The organism is Ruegeria sp. CJ2 (genome assembly GCF_056536745.1).
The window spans coordinates 100,269-118,470 of record NZ_JBQFQF010000008.1 but is presented as its reverse complement, the minus strand read 5'-3'; the positions used below and the strand labels follow the sequence as shown (position 1 = coordinate 118,470).

Here is an 18,202-nt window from a genome sequence, read left to right as displayed (position 1 = left end):
TTGTAATTGTTTTGCCCAAAATGGGTCGTTAGGCGTTACTTTTAGTCAATAAAATAGTAAACATGCGCAGTCCAAATACGCGAGGCGTTCCCAATATTCTCGTACGAGATGAGATTATTCGCCCGGATAGATCCACAAAGCAGTACCAAATTGAAACTTGCAGACAAGGCCTCCTGCCCATGTCCTTGCGCATGACTGGCTCAAACAGGGACGTCAGCGACCGTTGCCAACCCGACCCAAAGACCCCTTTTGATACCTCTAAGATCGGCCCGGAATACCTTCGTTTATTGGCCTTTCGCGGACACAGTGGCTGGTCAAAACACGCATTGTCACCGCAACGGCGACTAATTAGTCACAGCTTTCCAGCGTTACCCCAGAATTTATCAAAAATTAATTTTCGGTTCATTTTCAGGTGATATTTCTGGTAGGCCGAGTAGAATCGGTAGAAGTGAAAAGACTTTATAAATCATTAACCTGTAATTTTTTACGAGTAACGGAACGGTGTGACATGAATGGGGGGAATGCTCATCGAGGAGTGTGGCTGCCGAACACGCTTCACGCAAGAGCCATCATAAATTTCATTCACTGGAGCCAAGGCGGTCTTGTACTGGACGCCGCGCTGAAGGGCATTGTTGAGGCCTTTGGCGCAGAATGCGGCGTTGTCAGCCGGCTTTGGCTCAACAAGGGCGCACATCGCGTTGCCGCCCGAGCGGACACACGTGACCCAGCCGTCAGCCGTCCGCTGTTCTTGTCCTTTGCAAACGATGCGTTGGGCCCTTTCCGGAACATGCCGAAACGGGCATCCGTTTTCAGCCTGCGCGAGGACGGAGAAGACCCCAGCAATTTGTCGCCCGTCCTTGTCGACTGGGTATCTCATCGCAAGATCAAGGATATTCTGTTTGTCTGCCTTGATCATCAGGGGGGTGAGATCGACTTTCTGGAACTGCATTTCGGGCAAACCCCCGAACCCGGTTTCAAGGAAGCCATTGAACAGATCGCTCCGCAGCTTTCGGAAACCTACCAAAGCCGTCGGCCGGGTTTGGTCACCGAAGCATTGTCGCGCCAAACAGTTTCGACAATTCGGAAAAGCACGACCGACACCCCTATCCTGAGCACCGGAAACCCGGCTGGGTTGACCCGCGCTGAATGGCGCGTTTGCGCGCTGGTTTCGCGCGGAATTTCGCCTCAGGGGATCGGCGCAGAGCTTGGAATTGGGCCAGCAACTGTTAGAACGCATCTGAAGCATATCTATTCGAAAACAGGTTTGGATAACTTTCACATGCTGGCAAGACGTTTGGTTTCAGTCGAAGAACGCGAAGCACTGCACGGAAAGCAGCATCAGGCAAGGGCTTGATGCCAGACACCGACTGGCAGAATTGGCTGGCCTTGTGGCTGTTCGCACCGCTATTCGTCGCGATGGCCTGGACAGATTTCACCCAACTTAGGATTCCAAACACCTACTGCATTGTGGGCCTAATCCTGTTTGTGGCTGCTGCCCCCTTCCTGGCGTGGAACGAGCTACTTCTGCGCTTGTTGATCGGAGGGGCGTGCTTTGCGATCTGTTTCGGCCTGTTTGCCATCAATTGGCTTGGCGGAGGGGACGCCAAAATGCTGCCCATCGTCTTTCTTGTTATCCCTTCAACACAGATACCGAACTATCTGTTCTTGTTTGCTGCTGCGATGGCGGTCGGTCTGGTTGGGATGGCTGTGTTCCGCCGTCTTGCCCGCGACACGTCACCTCGCTTCAAGTCGACCGCCCAATCGCGAGAGTTTCCAATGGGTATCGCAATTGGGTCGGCAGGATTGGTCTTGATCGCCATATCAATCGTGGAACTGACCGGTTAACGATCAGTTCCCGAAAGTTTCGGCATAGCGGATGAAGATCGGCGTCAGGATAAGGCCAGCGATCGCGGGCAGCATCAGGAAGGCCATCACACCAGACATTTTCACCGGCAGCTTGTTTGCCATTTCCTGTGCCCGCAATTCGCGAAGCTCGCGCATTTCTTCCGCGTAAGTGTTCAGCGCTGCCGCAAGCGGCACACCGAACCTGGTCGACTGCAGAACAACACTCACGAAGGAGCTCATCTCCTCGATCCCGGTGCGACGCGCCATGCGCATGAGGGCTGTGTCACGGTCGCGACCGGCCTGAATTTCACTGAGAGCGATCAGGATTTCTTCTGACATTTCGGGCGAAACCAGCTGCATTTCCACAGCGACCTTCAGAAGGGCCTGATCAAAGCCCATTCCCGCTTCGACGCCGATCTGAAGAAGATCCAGCATGTTGGGAAAGGCATTTTCCATGAGCCGCTTACGCTCTTTGATACGCGCGTTCATCCAGTATTGAGGGCCAAAGAAACCAATTGCGCACAAAATGGCGACATTACGGATGATTTCCAACAGGTCCAAGCTGGACATGTATTTGCCGATGGAATTGCCGATACTGTTGGCGGGCTGCCAGTTCAGCAACAGGATGAACAGCAAAGGCAGAGACGTGGCCAACATCAACCGCAGGAAGTAATATCCCGCAATCGCATTCTTTCCGCGAAAGCCCGATTTCGCCAGAACCTGCCCAACTTCGAAGCGTTCACTTGCATCGCTTGGGATCAAGGCCGCGCTTAACCCTACCGGAGCCTCGCCTTCGAGGTCATTGGTTATTGTACGGGCCAGGTTTTGACGCTGACGACTCGGCATCATGCGCTCGGCCGCTGTAGAGCGTTCGCTTAGTGATGACGAAATTCCCAGAAAGGCAATAATGGCACCAACAGCAACAAGGCCAAGGATCAAGGCTTGCGTTACCCAGCCACCATCCAAAAGTGAACTAATAAATTCCATCGTAAATGCTCCTTATATCCGGAAATTCACGAGCTTGAACATCACGAAGGCATTGAGAACGACTGCCACCGCAATGACGCTCATTGCCGGCCAAAATGCCGGAGCGTCCATTACATCGCCATAATATGAGGGCGTAATAATCGTCATGAATACCGCGATCAGAACCGGAATGGATGACAGGATATAGGCGGTCATCCGTCCTTCGGCCGAAATCGCCTTGATCTTGCGGCGCAAAGACATGCGCGCCCGTATCACACGGGACAATGTGCGAAGAATACCCGCAAGGTCACCGCCTGTACCGTGCTGCATCATCAGCGCAACGGCGAGGTATTGAACATCTTCTTCGTCAACACGGTCCGCCATAGCCTTCATAGCTGTCGTCAATTCTTCACCAAACGCCACTTGGTCAACGACAAGGCCAAATTCTGTTCCGATGGGATCCGGCATTTCTTCGGCGACGCTTTGCAAGGTTGCGTTCAGAGGGTGACCCACTTTCAACCCGCGCGACATCAGGTCCAGCGCATCGGGCAGTTGCTTGATCAATGCGGCTTTACGCTGACGAAGCGTAGCACCCAAGGCGAGAAGCGGTCCGATCAGAAAGACCAGAGCTGAGATTGAGACCACCTGCAGAGGGTTAGCCACCATCGACCCACCGATCGCACAAATCAGGAACGCTGCGACGCAGGCCATCAGAAATACTTCTGGAACCATGTTCAAACCAGACGCCTTGAGCGCGGCAGGCAAATCGCCGACAAAAGGAAACTTCCGCAGCAGCGGTCTGGCTTCCTGCGGCTTCAGCAGGTTCAGTACGTCTTCTCCGGTTGACCCCTGGTTCAGCATCTGAACCCGGCGATTGATCGCCTCTTCGCGGTTTTCACCGCGCTTCAGAAACTGCCGTATTCCTTCAAAGGCAATAAGCGCGCCCAGGAAAATTGCCAGTGCCATAACCAACTGGGCGTCAAACCCGGCCACTTCCAACTCTGGGCCCAAAATGGCGTTGACGTCGATATCTGCAAAGAAAGCCCGAATTTGTTCAAACATAGCCGACCTCCTTAGTTGAATTGGACCGAAGACAAGTCCACACCGGCCGCGGCCAAAACATCGCTGGATTTGGGGCGAATACCGGTTGCAACGAACTTGCCCAGGACCTTGCCGTTTTCGTCCTTGCCTTGACGCTTGAAGACGAAGATGTCCTGCATGGTCACGACGTCCGCTTCCATACCGGTGACTTCGGCAATGGACGTTACGCGACGGGTGCCGTCAGACATGCGGTTCAGCTGCAGCACGAAATTGATGGCCGACGCGATGGTTGACCGGATCGCCGTGTGCGGCAGTTCCATTCCGCCCATCTGAACCATCTGTTCGACCCGCGCCAGAGCGTCACGGGGCGTGTTGGCGTGAACCGTCGTCATTGAGCCGTCGTGACCTGTGTTCATCGCCTGCAGCATGTCAAAGGCTTCCGAGCCACGCACCTCGCCCACCACGATACGGTCGGGGCGCATCCGAAGCGCGTTGCGGACCAGATCACGCTGCGCCACCGCACCGGTTCCGTCCAGACCCGCCGGACGTGTTTCCATGCGCAGGACGTGTTCCTGCTGCAGCTGCAATTCCGCGGCGTCTTCGATCGTAACAATACGTTCACGGGCACCAATATAAGATGACAGAGCGTTCAGCATGGTCGTCTTACCCGAACCGGTACCGCCCGAAATCAGGACGTTCATCTTGGCTTCGACCAGTCCGCGCAACAGGGCCGCAGCACTGTCATTCAGGGCTTCGTTCTGAACAAGACGCTGCATCGTCAACGGAACGCGGGCGAATTTACGAATAGACAGGGCCGGACCGTCCAGCGCACAGGGGCGGATGATCGCGTTGACACGGCTGCCATCTTCCAGACGCGCGTCCACCCAAGGCTGGCGTTCGTCAATCCGGCGACCCACGCGGCTGACGATCTTGTCGATAATTCTCAGCAGGTGGCGTTCATCACGGAACCGGGCCGACGTTTTTTCAAGAATACCAGCACGTTCCACGAAAATCTGTTCATGCCCGTTGACCAGGATATCGTTGATTGTCGGATCGGCGAGCAGCGGTTCAAGAGGACCAAGTCCCAGAACTTCATGCATCAGTTCTTCGACCAGTTGCTTGACTTCCTCGCTGCGCATCGCGCGGCCTTCGGCACGAAGAAGTTCCGTTGCATGCTTGCCAATCTCACCGCGAAGCGTTTCTTCTTCGACCTTGTCGATGACAGCCAGATTCAGCTTATCCAGCAACGAGTTGTGCATCCGCGCCTTCAGATCAATGCGCTCCAGCTCCATTGCTTGCTGGTTCGCTTTTTTCTCGGCGTCAAATGCGGCAATATCGGACAGGTTGTCGGCAACCTGCTTCGTGTCCAAAGCCACAATCTTGGCTGCGCCAGAAGATGTGCGACCTGTTCTGTCAAATTCACGAAACATATTCCAAACCCTTACTACTTGTTAATTCACGTCTACAGATGGCAACCGATCACTTGCCGACACGAGGCGGCATTGCGATACGGGTTTCATCTGCCAGTTTCTTGATAGCGCGCGTCGCAGGCGCCCGGTTCGAGACCTCCTGCAACGGAATGCCGCGATCAACGGATTCACGCACGGTGCGGTCGTCCTTGGGCACCCAATAGGCAAAGTCTTTTTCCAGCAGTTTCGACGCAGCGCGGTGATGCGCGGCGGGGAACAGCGGCTTTTTCTCAAGGCTGGCGACAAGTTGGATATCAATGGCCGGATTTTCGGCCTGATAGAAATCCATCAGTTTACGGGCGGAGCGAACCGACGGAACCGCGACGTCCGTAACCAGGTACAACCGGTCGGCCTGTGCAAGCACAGGGGTGATCCACTCAACCAATGCACGCGGCAGGTCCACGATGACATAGTCATGTGTACGCTTCAGGCTATCAAGAATTGCCGTGATTTGCTCTTCCTTGATTGCAGACAGCGGCCCATAGCGCGACGGCGCGGCCAGAACGTCAACGCCACAGGGCGCTTTCACCATGGCCTGTTCTAGAAACGCATTGTCCGGGATGCTTTCTTCCATTGCCATCCGCCACATTGCGTCGCTTTCTTCGACGTCCATCAGAGCCGCGATGGATCCGAACTGGAAATCAAGATCTACGACGGCGACTTCATGCGCGGCCTTTTTCTTAAAAAACCCTTCTTTGCACTGCAGCTCGTTGGCCATATTCGCGGCAACAAGCGAAGACCCTACCCCGCCTCGGGACTTCGCTACGGCAATGACCTTGCCAAGCGTTGCCTGACCACCCCAAACGGCAGGCAACTGCGCCTGGCGGCGGGCACGGATCGCGTCTACCTGCGGGACGATTTCTTCGTTAATCGCCGTACGGGGCAGAACATCATCCACGCCCAGCTTCTTGAGCTGACGCGCCTTTTCAAGCGGCAGATCCTCGGAGGCCAGAGCGATAATGATTGCATTCGGCATCCGGGCATCGCAAATGGACTGCGCCGTATCGAGCATGGTGTCAGAGCTTTCATCCACGTCGAAGAGAACGACATCATGCAGCGCGGCCATCGAGATCGCCGATCCATTGGCACTCTCGACCGTGTCCTTCTGGCCGGTGAACTTGCAGTTATCCTGACTGGCCAGGGATCCTTCGATCGCCGAATAGATTTCTTCGTCAGGTGAAATCAACAATACTGAAATCTGCTTAGCACTCATTATCTTTCTCCTTACTCTACCGCCCCGACAGCCAGGTCTTCGGCAGGAACCGAAGTGCTCATGGCGGGAAGGGAAATACTGTTTGGGGTATTGGATGTGACCGCAGGGCCTCCACCTGCCAAGGCAGCCAGTCCCGCCAGTGGCATCACGAAATCGAAGTCAACATCAATGAGATCTGCTGTGACAACAGGCGTATAGGGTCCTCCAAGGAAACCAAGCTGCCAATCATGCGAATAGGTAAATTGAACATTGTCACGGGTCGATCCAGGCGGAAGCAATGGCCCAATCTCGGCCCAAATGCGATCCGCATACTCGCGCGCTACGTTAACATCGCCTGGATTAGCGATTGGGTTTCTCGTCGGCACTTCCGCTAGGGTACACGGAAGTGGCAAGTTTGGTGTTTCGTTCACACAAATACCACCTGATCCACCCGTTCTGCACAAAGTTCCAAATCTGGTGTTAGTCGATTGGCCACTTGCCAGCGCATGTTCTGGGGGAAGGATCCCACACAAAGGTGGGCCAACAGTTGCCAGCCGCGCGGCTGTATGCATCGCTTTTTGCGCAGCCGTTGTTGACCAATACAGGCGACCGTAGTCGATGACGCCAAAAATCAGGAACAGGAATATTGGAATGACGATGGCCAGTTCGACCAATGCCGCGCCACGGTCCTGACGGCCAAGCAACCTTGCGATATGGGCTAGTTGTCTCATACGCCGTACACCCTGCTTTGATCCGAAATCACGGTGGTAATGGAAGTCAGCGAGTCGCCGAACCAGCCAAAAATTCCACCAAAGATAAAGTCAATCTCAACCTCGGCCGTAACTTCGACGATAGAGGCAGGGCTGACCCGATACGTTCCTGAACGGGGGATACAGGTAGGGGTGACATCAACGACGTTCGTCCCCCCCGGCATAATCGAAGAGCTACCCAACTGGTTGGTTACGATGTCAGTCACCAGCGGATCATAATTCGCAACGGTTCCAGCGCTGCACAAGTCCACAGGCGCAATGCGAGCAACCATGCGGGACGCATCCCGAACACCACTTGCCGTCGCCTGATGGATCCAGGTGATCCGGCCGCCTTCGATAATAAGCGCGATGAACAGCAGCAGGACCGGAAGGATGATGGCAAACTCGACCATCGGCGCGCCTGATTCACAACGCTTGAGCCGCGTGATATGTGCAATCAGACGTTTCACCGATACAACCTCACGACGTCACGGAAGATGCCTTCTTCGGTACTTGTGCCAGATCCGCCAACTTGCTCGACAACTTCAACATAGATGTCGAAATCACTACCAGTGGATTCCTCAAGCGGCTGGATCAGGAACACTTTCACAAATTCCTGGACCGGGACGTCCTCTGCACGACCTGACACTGGATTGTCTTCGCAATTGATCGCGGCTGCGATGAGGGTTCTGCGGTCAGGATCGGAACTCGGTTGCTTGGAACATTGCGCGCGACCAGTCTCACTCCGATTTTCAAGAATGTTTGTCTCATTCTTAAACTTTTCGATCTCATCAAGATACATTTGATAGCGAGTGGTTCCGGCCGGCATCAAGATAGTTCCATTTTCGATCGACGGATGCTCTTCCAGGGGATTATTTTCAGGGTCAAGACCAGTGCCATAGTTCAGGGCAAGGTAGTCGCTTTTGCCCTCATCCCAGTCACCGTCGCCAAACCGACCAGCGCCATTTGGAACCACCGAGGCACAGCTATCGGTTTCAAAACAATCATCGGGCGGGAAAGGCATCGTATCGGTAGATCGCGTTGGGTTATTGCCAAGGCAGCTACCGCCTGTGTTTTCCCAGCCGGAAATCACTTGGGGTCCAGGCGCATAAGCAGCATCATCCTTGAAGCTCTTCATCGTCGCATTGAACATGTCAAAGCGCGAATTGTAGATGGCGCTGCCGATCCCGTTCCTTTGACCTGGCTCGGTGTCAACACCGCGTTGGGCAACACATTTTGTCAAGTTGCCGTTTGCCGCAATCAAGCAGATATAGAGTTTTGAGCCTGTCAGCACCTTACCAGAACTGTCTACACAAGGACCATTCGGGTTGATTCCAATGTCTTCCGGGTCAAGGAACCCGAAATTCCCCGGGCCCCAAGCGGAACTATTCCCACCTGTGCGAAGTTGGATTGTTGAACCTTTATTCGCATTGGATGTCCATCCACGCGGGATGCAGAACATCAGAGGTGTCACGTCACAGGCGTAAGAAGTGTACCCTGCGATCGCCTTGGCACTAACTTCTTCATTAGGTGTGGCTGCACCAACTAAGGATGCCAAGGCCCGGGCAAACGGAATGAACACGGTTCTGGGGGTTGCTGTGACTTCGACCATGACAGCCTCGGCGGGGATTGTTGTCCGAAAATCCGCGTGGTCTACGGGATCATTGTCTTCAGGATCGTCGTCGGGGCTAGGCAACGCCTTAAGAAAAAGCAGATCGAAATCCGCAGCCGAATCCAAGGTTTTGTCACCATCGGCAAAGAACTGCTTGTCTGCGATCATCGCATTGGCCGCATTTGTAGCGCGTGTGATCGCGTCGGGGTTCCCATCCAGCTCTCCGGCGGCGGCCAAGGCGACATGGTCGACATAAGACTGAAGGTCAGTTTGCGTCGACGCCATACGTCCAAGGTCAAAGGTCAGGGCGGCAAATCCGATGATCATGGCCAGACATAGGGCCGCAAAGACCAGGATGGTTCCGTCTTCTTCTTTCTTGAAAGTACGTAACGAGAACATCATTAACCCTCCGAACAAACTCGACGCGCCTTAGTTCACGGTGCTGGACGTATCAGTGACAGGTGTCTCTTCTTCTGTAGTGTTATTTACGACCGGAACCTCTTGGACATCGGTAATACCGCGGCGTACCTTGACCACAGGCTGCGGCGTGCCGTCATCAACCGGTGACTTTTCAAGCAGGATGTCGCTCAGGCGCACGGTTTCCAGCGGCTTGTCGTCAAGCTCATCCAGAGACCGCAAGGACAGGCTCAGCTGACCGGCTTTCTGTGCCAGCGCCAGGCGTTGGCTTTCATCCGGTGTCACCTCGACCGTTACGGTGCGGGCAATTCCTGGCTGGTCCAGTTCCTCATCGGTTTTTTGGTCCACACCAATAACCCGAATGTTTTGCAGGATGGTCAGCGCGCGCAGGGTATCATCGCTGCCGCGGGTCAGAACGATGTCGACAAAATCGCCGGGGGTGACGAAGCCACCAACGCCGGTCTGCGCGTTGACGTTGATCGCCATCGCGCGGTTGCCTTCACCAATTGTCTGAACAATCGTGACTTTTTCACCAAATCCCGAGACTTTGGATGCCAGCAGAAGCTCTCCCTGCGCCAGGGCACGCTTCGCGCGGCGCGGCTCTCCACCCTGAGCGGGTACGACATCGTCGAAATTTGTGAACACGCCCGGCGGAACAGAGTCGGCCGGCCATTCAATCGTTGTAAGCTTGTATCTTTCGATCGGGCTACCGAAGGCAATGTTATCTGCCACGGCAACTACGCGAACGATGGTGTTATCGACAGCGGCTGCCTGATTTCTTTCAAGCTGGTCTTGGGCCCAGAATACCGCGCCCCCCGCCAGGGCGACCCCGAAGACTGTCATCAAAAATGATTTAACTCGCATTTTGCCCTCCAATTTCCGAAGTCGGCTTTGGCAGTCAGATTTGGGCGAATTGCTGTGTAACTTTACAAAACGGTAATCAAACTGACGCTACTGATTAAGTTGGGTGCTACCCCCCACAAAGAGCTTGCGGGGAGTTAGCTATTCAAAGAACTCATGTCGCCCTGAATCAGCGCGTCGCGGCGGCTGTTGTGGCGTCAGTGTAGTTAGAGTTCGTTTCGCTCGCCAAACTGGTTAGGAATGTACCACCAGCGATAATTGCAACCAGCAGAGCGACTCCGTATTCCACCAAAGTGGCCCCACGCTCGTCTTTACGGAGTTTCAGGAAAATCTTGCGAATAGATTCCGACATGATTTTTTCTCCAGATTATTGTTAGAGTGCGATAGACGCACAAACCAACGCGACTTAGCGAGTTTGGATCGACGAAGTAGCGTCGCTAAAGTTCGAGTTCGTTTGGGTCGCCAGGGACGTAAGGAATGTACCACCGGCGATAATCGCAACCAGCAGTGCAACACCGTATTCGACCAAGGTCGCGCCGCGCTCGTCTTTGCGCAGTTTCAGGAAAATTTTGCGAATGGAATTCGACATAACTTTTACTCCAGACTGTTTTAACAACGTGCGAAATCCGCACTCACGAGGCAGACATCCCCGTTAACAAATGGTTACCAAGCGGGAAGCTGCCAAACCTCCCCACAAACGCAAAAGTTTTCCCGTATAACGGGAATTTTTTGTCGTTTGGGGCAGATTTGTGTCCTAAATTCGGCCTCAGTCAGGAGAGTCGCGCCATGATTCTTAAAGAATCTTTAACGCACACAAAGAAAGAGCTGCCTTACATATGAAAGGCAGCTCAGAGCAACAAAATCTATTTATTCTAGACAGTTACGCCCTGAAGAACTTGCTCGCGCGACAGTTCCTGCCTGCTGCCCTTCATCAGAACCTCACCACGCCTTAGCACAACAAAGCGGTCAGCAAGGTCATAAGCAAAGTCAAAATACTGTTCGACCAACACAATTGCCATTTCACCTTTTGAGCGAAGGTGGCGTATGACTTCTCCGATCTGCTGGATGATATTTGGCTGAATCCCTTCGGTCGGCTCATCCAGCAGCAACAGCTTTGGTTTGGTGATCAAAGCGCGCGCGATTGCCAGTTGCTGCTGTTGCCCTCCGGACAAGTCACCGCCGCGTCGATTCTGCATCTGTTTGAGCACTGGGAACAGCTCGAAAATTTCCTCGGGAATGTGATGCTCGGCATTTGGAAGGCAGGCAAATCCGGTTTCCAGGTTCTCGCGCACGGTCAGCAAGGGAAAGATCTCCCGGCCTTGAGGGACATAGGCCACGCCTTTCCATGCCATGCGATGGGCAGGCAGAATGCCCAGATCCTCTCCGTTCAGGACCATCTGCCCACCGGATCGCGGATGCGTGCCCGAGATCGCCTTGATCAGGCTGGTCTTGCCCACGCCATTGGTGCCCATCACGCAGGTCACCTCGCCCTGCGCCGCCTGCATCGTAATACCGTTCAGGATTTGCGAATGCCCGTAATGAAGGGTCAGATCGTTCAATTTCAGCATCGCCTAACGCCCCAGATAGACGTCGATGACGTCCTGATTAGATGTCACATGGTCCAGAGAGCCCTCGGCCAGAACCGCGCCCTCGTGCAGCACCGTTACTTTGCAGTTCAGGCGGCGGACGAACTCCATGTCATGCTCCACGACCACCACAGCGCGGGTCTTGGCGGCCTGCACCAGCAGGTCAGTGGTGTGTTCGCGTTCCTGCGGGGTCATCCCAGCAGCTGGTTCGTCTACCAACAGCAAGCGCGGCTCCTGCGCCAGCAGCATCCCGATCTCAAGCCATTGCTTTTGCCCGTGGCTCAGCTCGCCGGACTTGCGGGTCAGTTCATCCTTGAGGCCGATCTCGGCGGCCAGTTCTTCGACCTTCTCCAGATCACCCTTCGAAGGGCGATAGAACAGCACGCCCAGCCAGCCGCGCTTGTCCTTCAGGGCCATTAACAGGTTTTCCTGCACGCTCTGATCTTCGAACACGGTGGGTTTCTGGAACTTCCGACCGACGCCAGCCTGCGCGATCTTGGCCTCGCTCATGCGCAGCAGAGAAACGGATTTCTCACCCCAGATCACACGGCCCTCATCGGGGCGGGTTTTGCCGGTCACGATATCCATGAAGGTCGTCTTGCCCGCCCCGTTCGGCCCGATCACGGCGCGCAGTTCCGCGTTGCCGATCTGAAACGACAGGTTGTTGATGGCGCGGAACCCGTCGAAGGTGACGGACACGCCGCTGACCTCTAGCAGAGTGCTCATTCCGTGGCCTCCTTTTCGCGCAATGCGCTTTCATCCGGCCCAAGGGCCGCGCCGTGGCGCTGCGGCGCGCGGCGGTTGGTCCAGAGGTCAAACAGCCCTCCGATCCCTTGCGGGGCGAACAGCGTGACCAGCACGAAGGACACACCCAGCAGCACCTGCCACCAGTCAACCCATTTGATTGTGTAGAACCCCAGCGGAATGTCCGGGGCCTGCCCGCCGGTGAACCATGTGCTGAGCAGGCTGACAAACGCCGCGCCGATGACGGCACCATACAGACGACCACGCCCGCCGATGGCGACCCATACCGCCAGATAGATCGAGGCGATCGGGGCCATTTCCTCAGGATTGATGATGCCCGCTTGCGGGTAATAGAGCGCGCCCGCAATGGCCGCGATGCAGGCGGTCAGGGTGAAGACGGCCAGCTTGTAGACCTCGACCGAATATCCAAGGAACCGCACCCGTGCCTCGTTATCGCGGATGCCGCGGATGACCGAGCCGAATTTGCCGGACACGATCCACGCTGCCAGCATATAGCCCAAGCCAAGCGCAAGCGCCGAGGCCCAGAGGAACCAGATCGACACCACGTCCTGCGAGGCGGTGACGCCGGGCTGGTTCTGCAAGCCCGACAAGCCATTGTTGCCACGCAACCCGCTGTCGTTCTGAAACAGGTACAGCGCCAGCGCCAAGGTCATGGCTTGAGTCAAGATCGACAGGTAGACGCCCGTGACCCGGCTGCGGAAGGCGAGCCAGCCGAAGATCAACGCCAGCAGGCCCGGCACCAATACAACCAGTATCAGTTGCAGAGTCAAACTGTGGGAAAAGGCCCAGATCAGCGGGAAGTCCGATGATCCAACCACGCCAAAGATTTGCGTGCCGATGGCGTCCACGACCTCGGCTGAGGTTGGCGGGATGTCGGCTTGGGACAGAGACTCGACCACGATCAGGCGCGTGCGTTCGTACATCAGCCACATGCCGATCATGTATCCACCCAGCCCGAAAAAGGCGAAATGGCCCAGAGAGAGGATGCCCGTGAAGCCCCAGACCAAATCCATCGCCACGGCAATCAGGCACAGGCACAGGGTCTTGCCCAGCGTTTTGACAAAGCTGGTCGAGATCACGCCGATCCCGAACCCTTCGGACAGGACGGTAACGCCCAAAGTGAACAGGGACAGGATGGCCAGAAAGACCAGCACCGAGGGGTTCTTGGCGACAAAGCTGCGTTCCATGGCTCAATCCCCCGCCGCGCGGCCTTTGAGGGCGATGATCCCCCGTGGCCGGAACTGGATGAAAATGATGATGAAGATGATCATGTAGGTTTGGGCTGCGAGGGTGTTCGAAGGGTTCATCCACTCGATCCCCTTTTGCAGGAAGCCGATCATTCCGGCCCCGGCCAGCGCGCCCCAGATATTGCCGACACCGCCGACAACAACTGTCATGAAGCTTTGCACGATATAATCGCTGCCTAGGTCGGACGTGACCTTGGCGAACAACCCAATCGCAACCCCCGCGATCCCGGCGATGCCCGAGCCGAGGCCAAAGGTCAGCATGTTCACCCGCCCCGGGTTGATGCCCATCGACCCGGCCATGCGCGGGTTCTGAGTCACCGCACGCATCTCAAGGCCCAACCGCGTGCGCTTCATGATGTAAAGAAACAGTCCCAGAAAGATCATCGCCAGCACGAAGATCGCGATGCGGATATAGCTGATCGAGACTACATCGTTCAGAACCCAAGCCCCGTCCAACCAGCCGGGCGCAGTCAGCGGCCGGGCCTGCGTGCCGAAGATGTTCTTGGCCAGCTGTTGCAATGCAATCGAGATGCCGAAGGTCGCCAGCAGGGTTTCCAGCGGACGGGAATAGAGCCAGCGGATCACAAGCCGCTCCATCGCGACGCCCATGGCGAAGGTGACGGCAAAGGCCATCGGGATCGCGACGATGATCGAGAGCGTATGGTCTGGGATGAACTGCTGCACCACATAGCCGGTGTAGGCGCCCATCATGATGAACTCGCCATGGGCCATGTTGATCACGCCCATCACGCCGAAGGTGATCGCCAGACCGATAGCCGCGAGGAAATAGATCGAGGCCAGAGAAATCGCGTCCAGCGTCAGGTCGAGCGTCTGGTTCAGGCCGACCTTCAGCTCGATCTGCTCCAGTGCTTTTTCGGCAGCCGCGGTGACTTCGGGCGAGGGTTCGGCATAGGTCTCGAAAAACACATGTGCGCCGAGTGCGGCGTCGATATCTGCTTGCGTGATCAACGCAGGAACGGTCCCAGCCTTGGCCAATGCCGCATAAGCCTGCGCGCGAGCGCCGTCGGTGTTCAACTGTGCGACCGGTACGCCACCCACGCGACCTCTGTCGATATTGGCGGCCAGTGCCTCGCGGATGTCATCGGGTGATACACGCGGCGCGGCCAAATCGCTGGCGACCAGCAGGTCATAGGCGGCATCTCGCGACAGGTCATCCGAACCGGGTTGCAGAACGTTTGCGATATTTGCGTCCGAGGGCAGTTCCACCGCCGTTTGCAGCTTGGTCACGACCAGAGGGTTCAGGGCTGCGCGGACATCGACACCCAGATCGTCGGACATCTCTTCAATCGCAGCCACACGCGCGGCGGTATCTTCGTCGTAGCCGATGGTCAGCAGCCGTTCGAGCCGCTGTTTCTGCGCTTTCAACTCGGCGTCGGGTTCGTCCTCAATCGACGCGCGCAGAGGAGCCAGCAAAGCGCCTTCGGGATCACGTTGGATTGACGTCAAAGCAGCCAGTCGTTTTGCACGATCCGGGTCGGTCAGTTGAAACTGCACCAACGCCGTGCCGATCATCGCGCGGATGCCGCTATTGGGTTTCAACTGTTTCAGGTCGGATTTCTCGAACGTGCCGACAACTTCTCCGGTGTCAAAATCGGTCAGTTCATACGACCGCCCTTCACCCTTTTTGCCGGCAAAAAACAAGCCATCCGACTTGCGCATCCACACGTTCTTGGCGGCCCATGTCTCCAACATCACCTGCGCCTGCGGCAACCCGCTGCTGGCAATCGCGTCAATCGCTGGCCCGATCGTCTTGCGCGAGCTTTTGGCGATGATCTCCTGATGCTCTTGCAGGATCGGTTGCAGGCCGCCCTCTTGCGCGTTGGCCGTCAGGCAGGCGCACAGGATTGCGAGGCCCGCAAGGAATAGTCGTAACATGTGGTGAAACCCGAGGTGTCTTGAGGGCAAGGCGGGCGATCACACCCGCCTTGCATTTTAGTTTAGTAGTTCGACAGCGTCTGAACGCAGGTCTTGGTCTCGGTGTTGTACATACCGCAGCCCAGCTCTTTCCAATCCGAGATCAGAACCGCCGATTCCGGCAGGAAGTCGGTCCAGGCGTCACCCGGCACAACCTCGGTCTCGCTGATGATGTCGAACTGACCGTCTTCCTGAATCTCACCGATCAGAACCGGCTTGGCCAGATGGTGGTTCGGCAGCATAACGGCGGTGCCGCCGGTCAGGTTCGGGAATTCCTGCCCGTACATCGCAGCGCGCACATCGTCGACTTCGGTCGAACCTGCTTCGGTCGCGGCGTTCACCCACATGTTGAAGCCAATATAGTGTGCTTCCATCGGGTCGTTGGTCACGCGCTCATCGCCCATGGTGGCTTTCCATGTTTCGACGAATTCAGCGTTGGCTTCGGTATCCGCCGACTGGAAGTAGTTCCATGCAGCCAAGTGGCCCACGAGGTTCGCGGTATCCAGACCCGACAGTTCCTCTTCACCAACCGAGAAGGCTACGACAGGAATGTCATCCGCCGATACGCCCGCAGCGGCCAGTTCTTTATAGAAGCCGATGTTGGCGTCGCCGTTGATGGTCGAGATCACGCCGACCTTCTTACCGTCGGCACCCAGCGCGACAACGTCCGCGACGATCTTGGACCAGTCAGAATGGCCAAACGGGGTGTAGTTGACGAAGATATCCTCGTCCGCAATGCCTTTGCCCTTCAGGTAGCTTTCCAGAATGTTGTTCGTAGTCCGCGGGTACACATAGTCAGTGCCCAGCAGCGCGAATTTCTCGACGCCCAGTTCGTCCAGGAAATAGTCGGTCGCAGGGATCGCCTGCTGGTTCGGTGCGGCGCCGGTGTAGAAGACGTTCTTGGACGATTCTTCGCCCTCATACTGCACCGGATAGAACAGCAGGCCGTTCAGCTCTTCGATCACCGGCAGAACCGATTTACGGCTGACCGACGTCCAGTTGCCAAAGATCACGTCCACTTCATGCACGGTCAGCAGCTCGCGCGCTTTTTCCGCGAACAGCGGCCAGTCCGAGGCCGGGTCGACCACAACCGCCTCAAGCTGTTTACCAAGCAGGCCGCCCTTGGCGTTTTGCTGGTCGATCAGCATCAGCATCGTGTCTTTCAGCGTGGTTTCCGAGATCGCCATGGTGCCCGACAGCGAATGCAGCACGCCAACCTTGATAGTATCTTCCGCCGACAAAGCAGCGGTTGCCATGGCAGCAAATACAACCGATCCGGCGAGTGTGGATTTGAGAGATTTCATGTAATCCTCCTGGCGGGGCGCAGGAGAGGGCTTGCGCAAAAGCGCGCCTTTCTTCTACCTGTTCCCCGCAACTGTTGTTGCGTTCCGTGTGGCGGTTGTGTCCGAGGTCCAATTCGCGCAGCCGTCACACACCCCCGGGTCATCTCCTCGGTGGGCACCCATACGGATTCTGCATCAGCGAGAATTTGGCAAATGCTGGACCTATCAATTTCGGCAATCCGCCGCATCTGCCCGTTTTTTGAACAGTTGCCTGAGGTCACGCCCAAAAATTAATCATGCACTGCGGAAAACCGACGAAAAACGGCGTCACGGAATAGAGTTCCGACGCACAAGCGTTGAAACAGGCAGCATAACTTCTGGTTCCGCAGGTGCGTCATTACCCAACATGCCTCCATATTGCCCAAGCAAGACGCGATGCCACCGCGCGCGAAGGGGGCGATTCGCCTGAGTGCAAAGCAATTGGGCGAAAAGTCGGTTTTAGACGGCTTTCGTCAATCGGGATCATTTAAGTGCCTGTTTCCCCGAACCGACGGGAACGCTTTGGACGCCGTACTTCTGAACACGGCTGGCGGCATCACCGGCGGAGACGCATTCCGCTTTCACGGGCGTGCGGGACCCGGCACAACACTGACACTGACCACACAGGCCTGCGAGAGGGCATACAAGGCGCAACCCGGCCCATCGGGACATATCCATAACCAACTGGTCGTTGAGGAAGGCGCGCGTCTGAACTGGTTGCCCCAGGAAACCATCCTTTTTGATGGCAGCGCGCTGGATCGAAAGTTGTCGATCGAGATCGCACCCGAAGCCACCGCCCTGCTGGTTGAACCACTGGTGTTCGGGCGGGCAGCAATGGGTGAGACCCTGACCAACATCCGCCTGCGCGACAGGATCGAAATCCTGCAAGGCGGAGCGCCCGTGTTTCTGGATGCCACCCGGTTTACAGGGGACCTGCATACGCACCTGTCAGCCCGCCATATCGCGAACGGAGCGGGGGCAATGGCTTTGATCCTCTTTGCCTCGCCCACCGCCGAGGGCCAGTTGGAACCTATCCGAGACATGCTGCCCGATACTGCCGGTGCGACCCTGATTCAAAATGATCTGCTGGTGACCCGGGTGCTGGCCGAGAACAGTTTCACGCTCCGCCGCACGCTGATGCCGGTCTTGCAGCGCCTAAACAATGACACGCTTCCCCGATGCTGGATGATCTGAC

General features: G+C 56.3%; 18 protein-coding genes. 3 read left to right on the top strand and 15 right to left on the bottom strand.

Annotation, left to right across the window (positions count from 1 at the left end; genetic code table 11):
* Positions 1-508: 508 nt before the first annotated feature.
* Positions 509-1,354, top strand: a complete 846-nt coding sequence (locus ACR0MS_RS13190) for a helix-turn-helix transcriptional regulator (protein ID WP_480573491.1) — start codon at positions 509-511, stop codon at positions 1,352-1,354.
* Complete coding sequence (locus tag ACR0MS_RS13185; RefSeq protein ID WP_480573488.1) at positions 1,354-1,845, top strand: A24 family peptidase; 492 nt, start codon at positions 1,354-1,356, stop codon at positions 1,843-1,845. The genes ACR0MS_RS13190 and ACR0MS_RS13185 overlap by 1 nt, the downstream gene beginning before the upstream one ends.
* Before the next feature lie 3 nt (positions 1,846-1,848).
* Here ACR0MS_RS13185 and ACR0MS_RS13180 read toward each other — a convergent pair whose 3' ends face one another.
* The 15 genes from ACR0MS_RS13180 to urtA form a co-directional block, all read right to left on the bottom strand.
* Entirely contained in the window at positions 1,849-2,832 is a 984-nt protein-coding gene (locus tag ACR0MS_RS13180; protein WP_480573485.1) for a type II secretion system F family protein, read from the bottom strand.
* A 12-nt stretch (positions 2,833-2,844) separates the two neighbouring features.
* A complete protein-coding gene (locus tag ACR0MS_RS13175) occupies positions 2,845-3,873 on the bottom strand; it encodes a type II secretion system F family protein (RefSeq protein ID WP_480573482.1) in 1,029 nt (342 codons plus the stop codon).
* A gap of 11 nt (positions 3,874-3,884) precedes the next feature.
* Positions 3,885-5,282, bottom strand: a complete 1,398-nt coding sequence (locus ACR0MS_RS13170) for a TadA family conjugal transfer-associated ATPase (RefSeq protein ID WP_171126260.1) — start codon at positions 5,280-5,282, stop codon at positions 3,885-3,887.
* A 49-nt stretch (positions 5,283-5,331) separates the two neighbouring features.
* A complete protein-coding gene (locus ACR0MS_RS13165) occupies positions 5,332-6,534 on the bottom strand; it encodes a CpaE/TadZ family protein (protein ID WP_480573478.1) in 1,203 nt (400 codons plus the stop codon).
* Between the two features lie 11 nt (positions 6,535-6,545).
* On the bottom strand, positions 6,546-7,244 hold the full coding sequence (locus ACR0MS_RS13160; RefSeq protein ID WP_480573475.1) for a TadE/TadG family type IV pilus assembly protein: 699 nt from the start codon (positions 7,242-7,244) through the stop codon (positions 6,546-6,548).
* Positions 7,241-7,732: a TadE/TadG family type IV pilus assembly protein gene (locus ACR0MS_RS13155; RefSeq protein WP_480573472.1), complete on the bottom strand. Its 492-nt coding sequence runs from the start codon at positions 7,730-7,732 to the stop codon at positions 7,241-7,243. Before ACR0MS_RS13155 ends, ACR0MS_RS13160 begins: the two co-directional genes overlap by 4 nt.
* The gene (locus ACR0MS_RS13150) at positions 7,729-9,273 is read right to left on the bottom strand and encodes a pilus assembly protein TadG-related protein (RefSeq protein WP_480573789.1); all 1,545 of its coding nucleotides are present in this window, start codon (positions 9,271-9,273) and stop codon (positions 7,729-7,731) included. The genes ACR0MS_RS13155 and ACR0MS_RS13150 overlap by 4 nt, the downstream gene beginning before the upstream one ends.
* Before the next feature lie 30 nt (positions 9,274-9,303).
* Positions 9,304-10,155 (bottom strand): Flp pilus assembly protein CpaB, encoded by an 852-nt coding sequence (cpaB, locus tag ACR0MS_RS13145; RefSeq protein WP_171123777.1) that lies wholly within the window; start codon positions 10,153-10,155, stop codon positions 9,304-9,306.
* Between the two features lie 166 nt (positions 10,156-10,321).
* Positions 10,322-10,504, bottom strand: a complete 183-nt coding sequence (locus ACR0MS_RS13140) for a Flp family type IVb pilin (RefSeq protein WP_174825837.1) — start codon at positions 10,502-10,504, stop codon at positions 10,322-10,324.
* 54 nt (positions 10,505-10,558) lie between these two features.
* A complete protein-coding gene (locus ACR0MS_RS13135; RefSeq protein ID WP_174825836.1) occupies positions 10,559-10,741 on the bottom strand; it encodes a Flp family type IVb pilin in 183 nt (60 codons plus the stop codon).
* Between the two features lie 283 nt (positions 10,742-11,024).
* Complete coding sequence (gene urtE, locus ACR0MS_RS13130) at positions 11,025-11,720, bottom strand: urea ABC transporter ATP-binding subunit UrtE (protein WP_480573469.1); 696 nt, start codon at positions 11,718-11,720, stop codon at positions 11,025-11,027.
* 3 nt (positions 11,721-11,723) lie between these two features.
* On the bottom strand, positions 11,724-12,464 hold the full coding sequence (gene urtD / locus ACR0MS_RS13125) for an urea ABC transporter ATP-binding protein UrtD (protein ID WP_480573465.1): 741 nt from the start codon (positions 12,462-12,464) through the stop codon (positions 11,724-11,726).
* Positions 12,461-13,690 (bottom strand): urea ABC transporter permease subunit UrtC, encoded by a 1,230-nt coding sequence (gene urtC, locus ACR0MS_RS13120; protein ID WP_480573462.1) that lies wholly within the window; start codon positions 13,688-13,690, stop codon positions 12,461-12,463. Before urtC ends, urtD begins: the two co-directional genes overlap by 4 nt.
* A 3-nt stretch (positions 13,691-13,693) precedes the next feature.
* Positions 13,694-15,646, bottom strand: coding sequence for an urea ABC transporter permease subunit UrtB (urtB, locus tag ACR0MS_RS13115; RefSeq protein ID WP_480573459.1), 1,953 nt, complete (start codon positions 15,644-15,646; stop codon positions 13,694-13,696).
* A 62-nt stretch (positions 15,647-15,708) separates the two neighbouring features.
* Positions 15,709-16,989, bottom strand: a complete 1,281-nt coding sequence (urtA, locus tag ACR0MS_RS13110) for an urea ABC transporter substrate-binding protein (RefSeq protein ID WP_480573456.1) — start codon at positions 16,987-16,989, stop codon at positions 15,709-15,711.
* A 540-nt stretch (positions 16,990-17,529) separates the two neighbouring features.
* Between urtA and ACR0MS_RS13105 the strand changes: the two genes are divergently transcribed.
* Complete coding sequence (locus ACR0MS_RS13105; RefSeq protein WP_480573453.1) at positions 17,530-18,201, top strand: urease accessory protein UreD; 672 nt, start codon at positions 17,530-17,532, stop codon at positions 18,199-18,201.
* The last annotated feature ends 1 nt before the right edge of the window (position 18,202 follow it).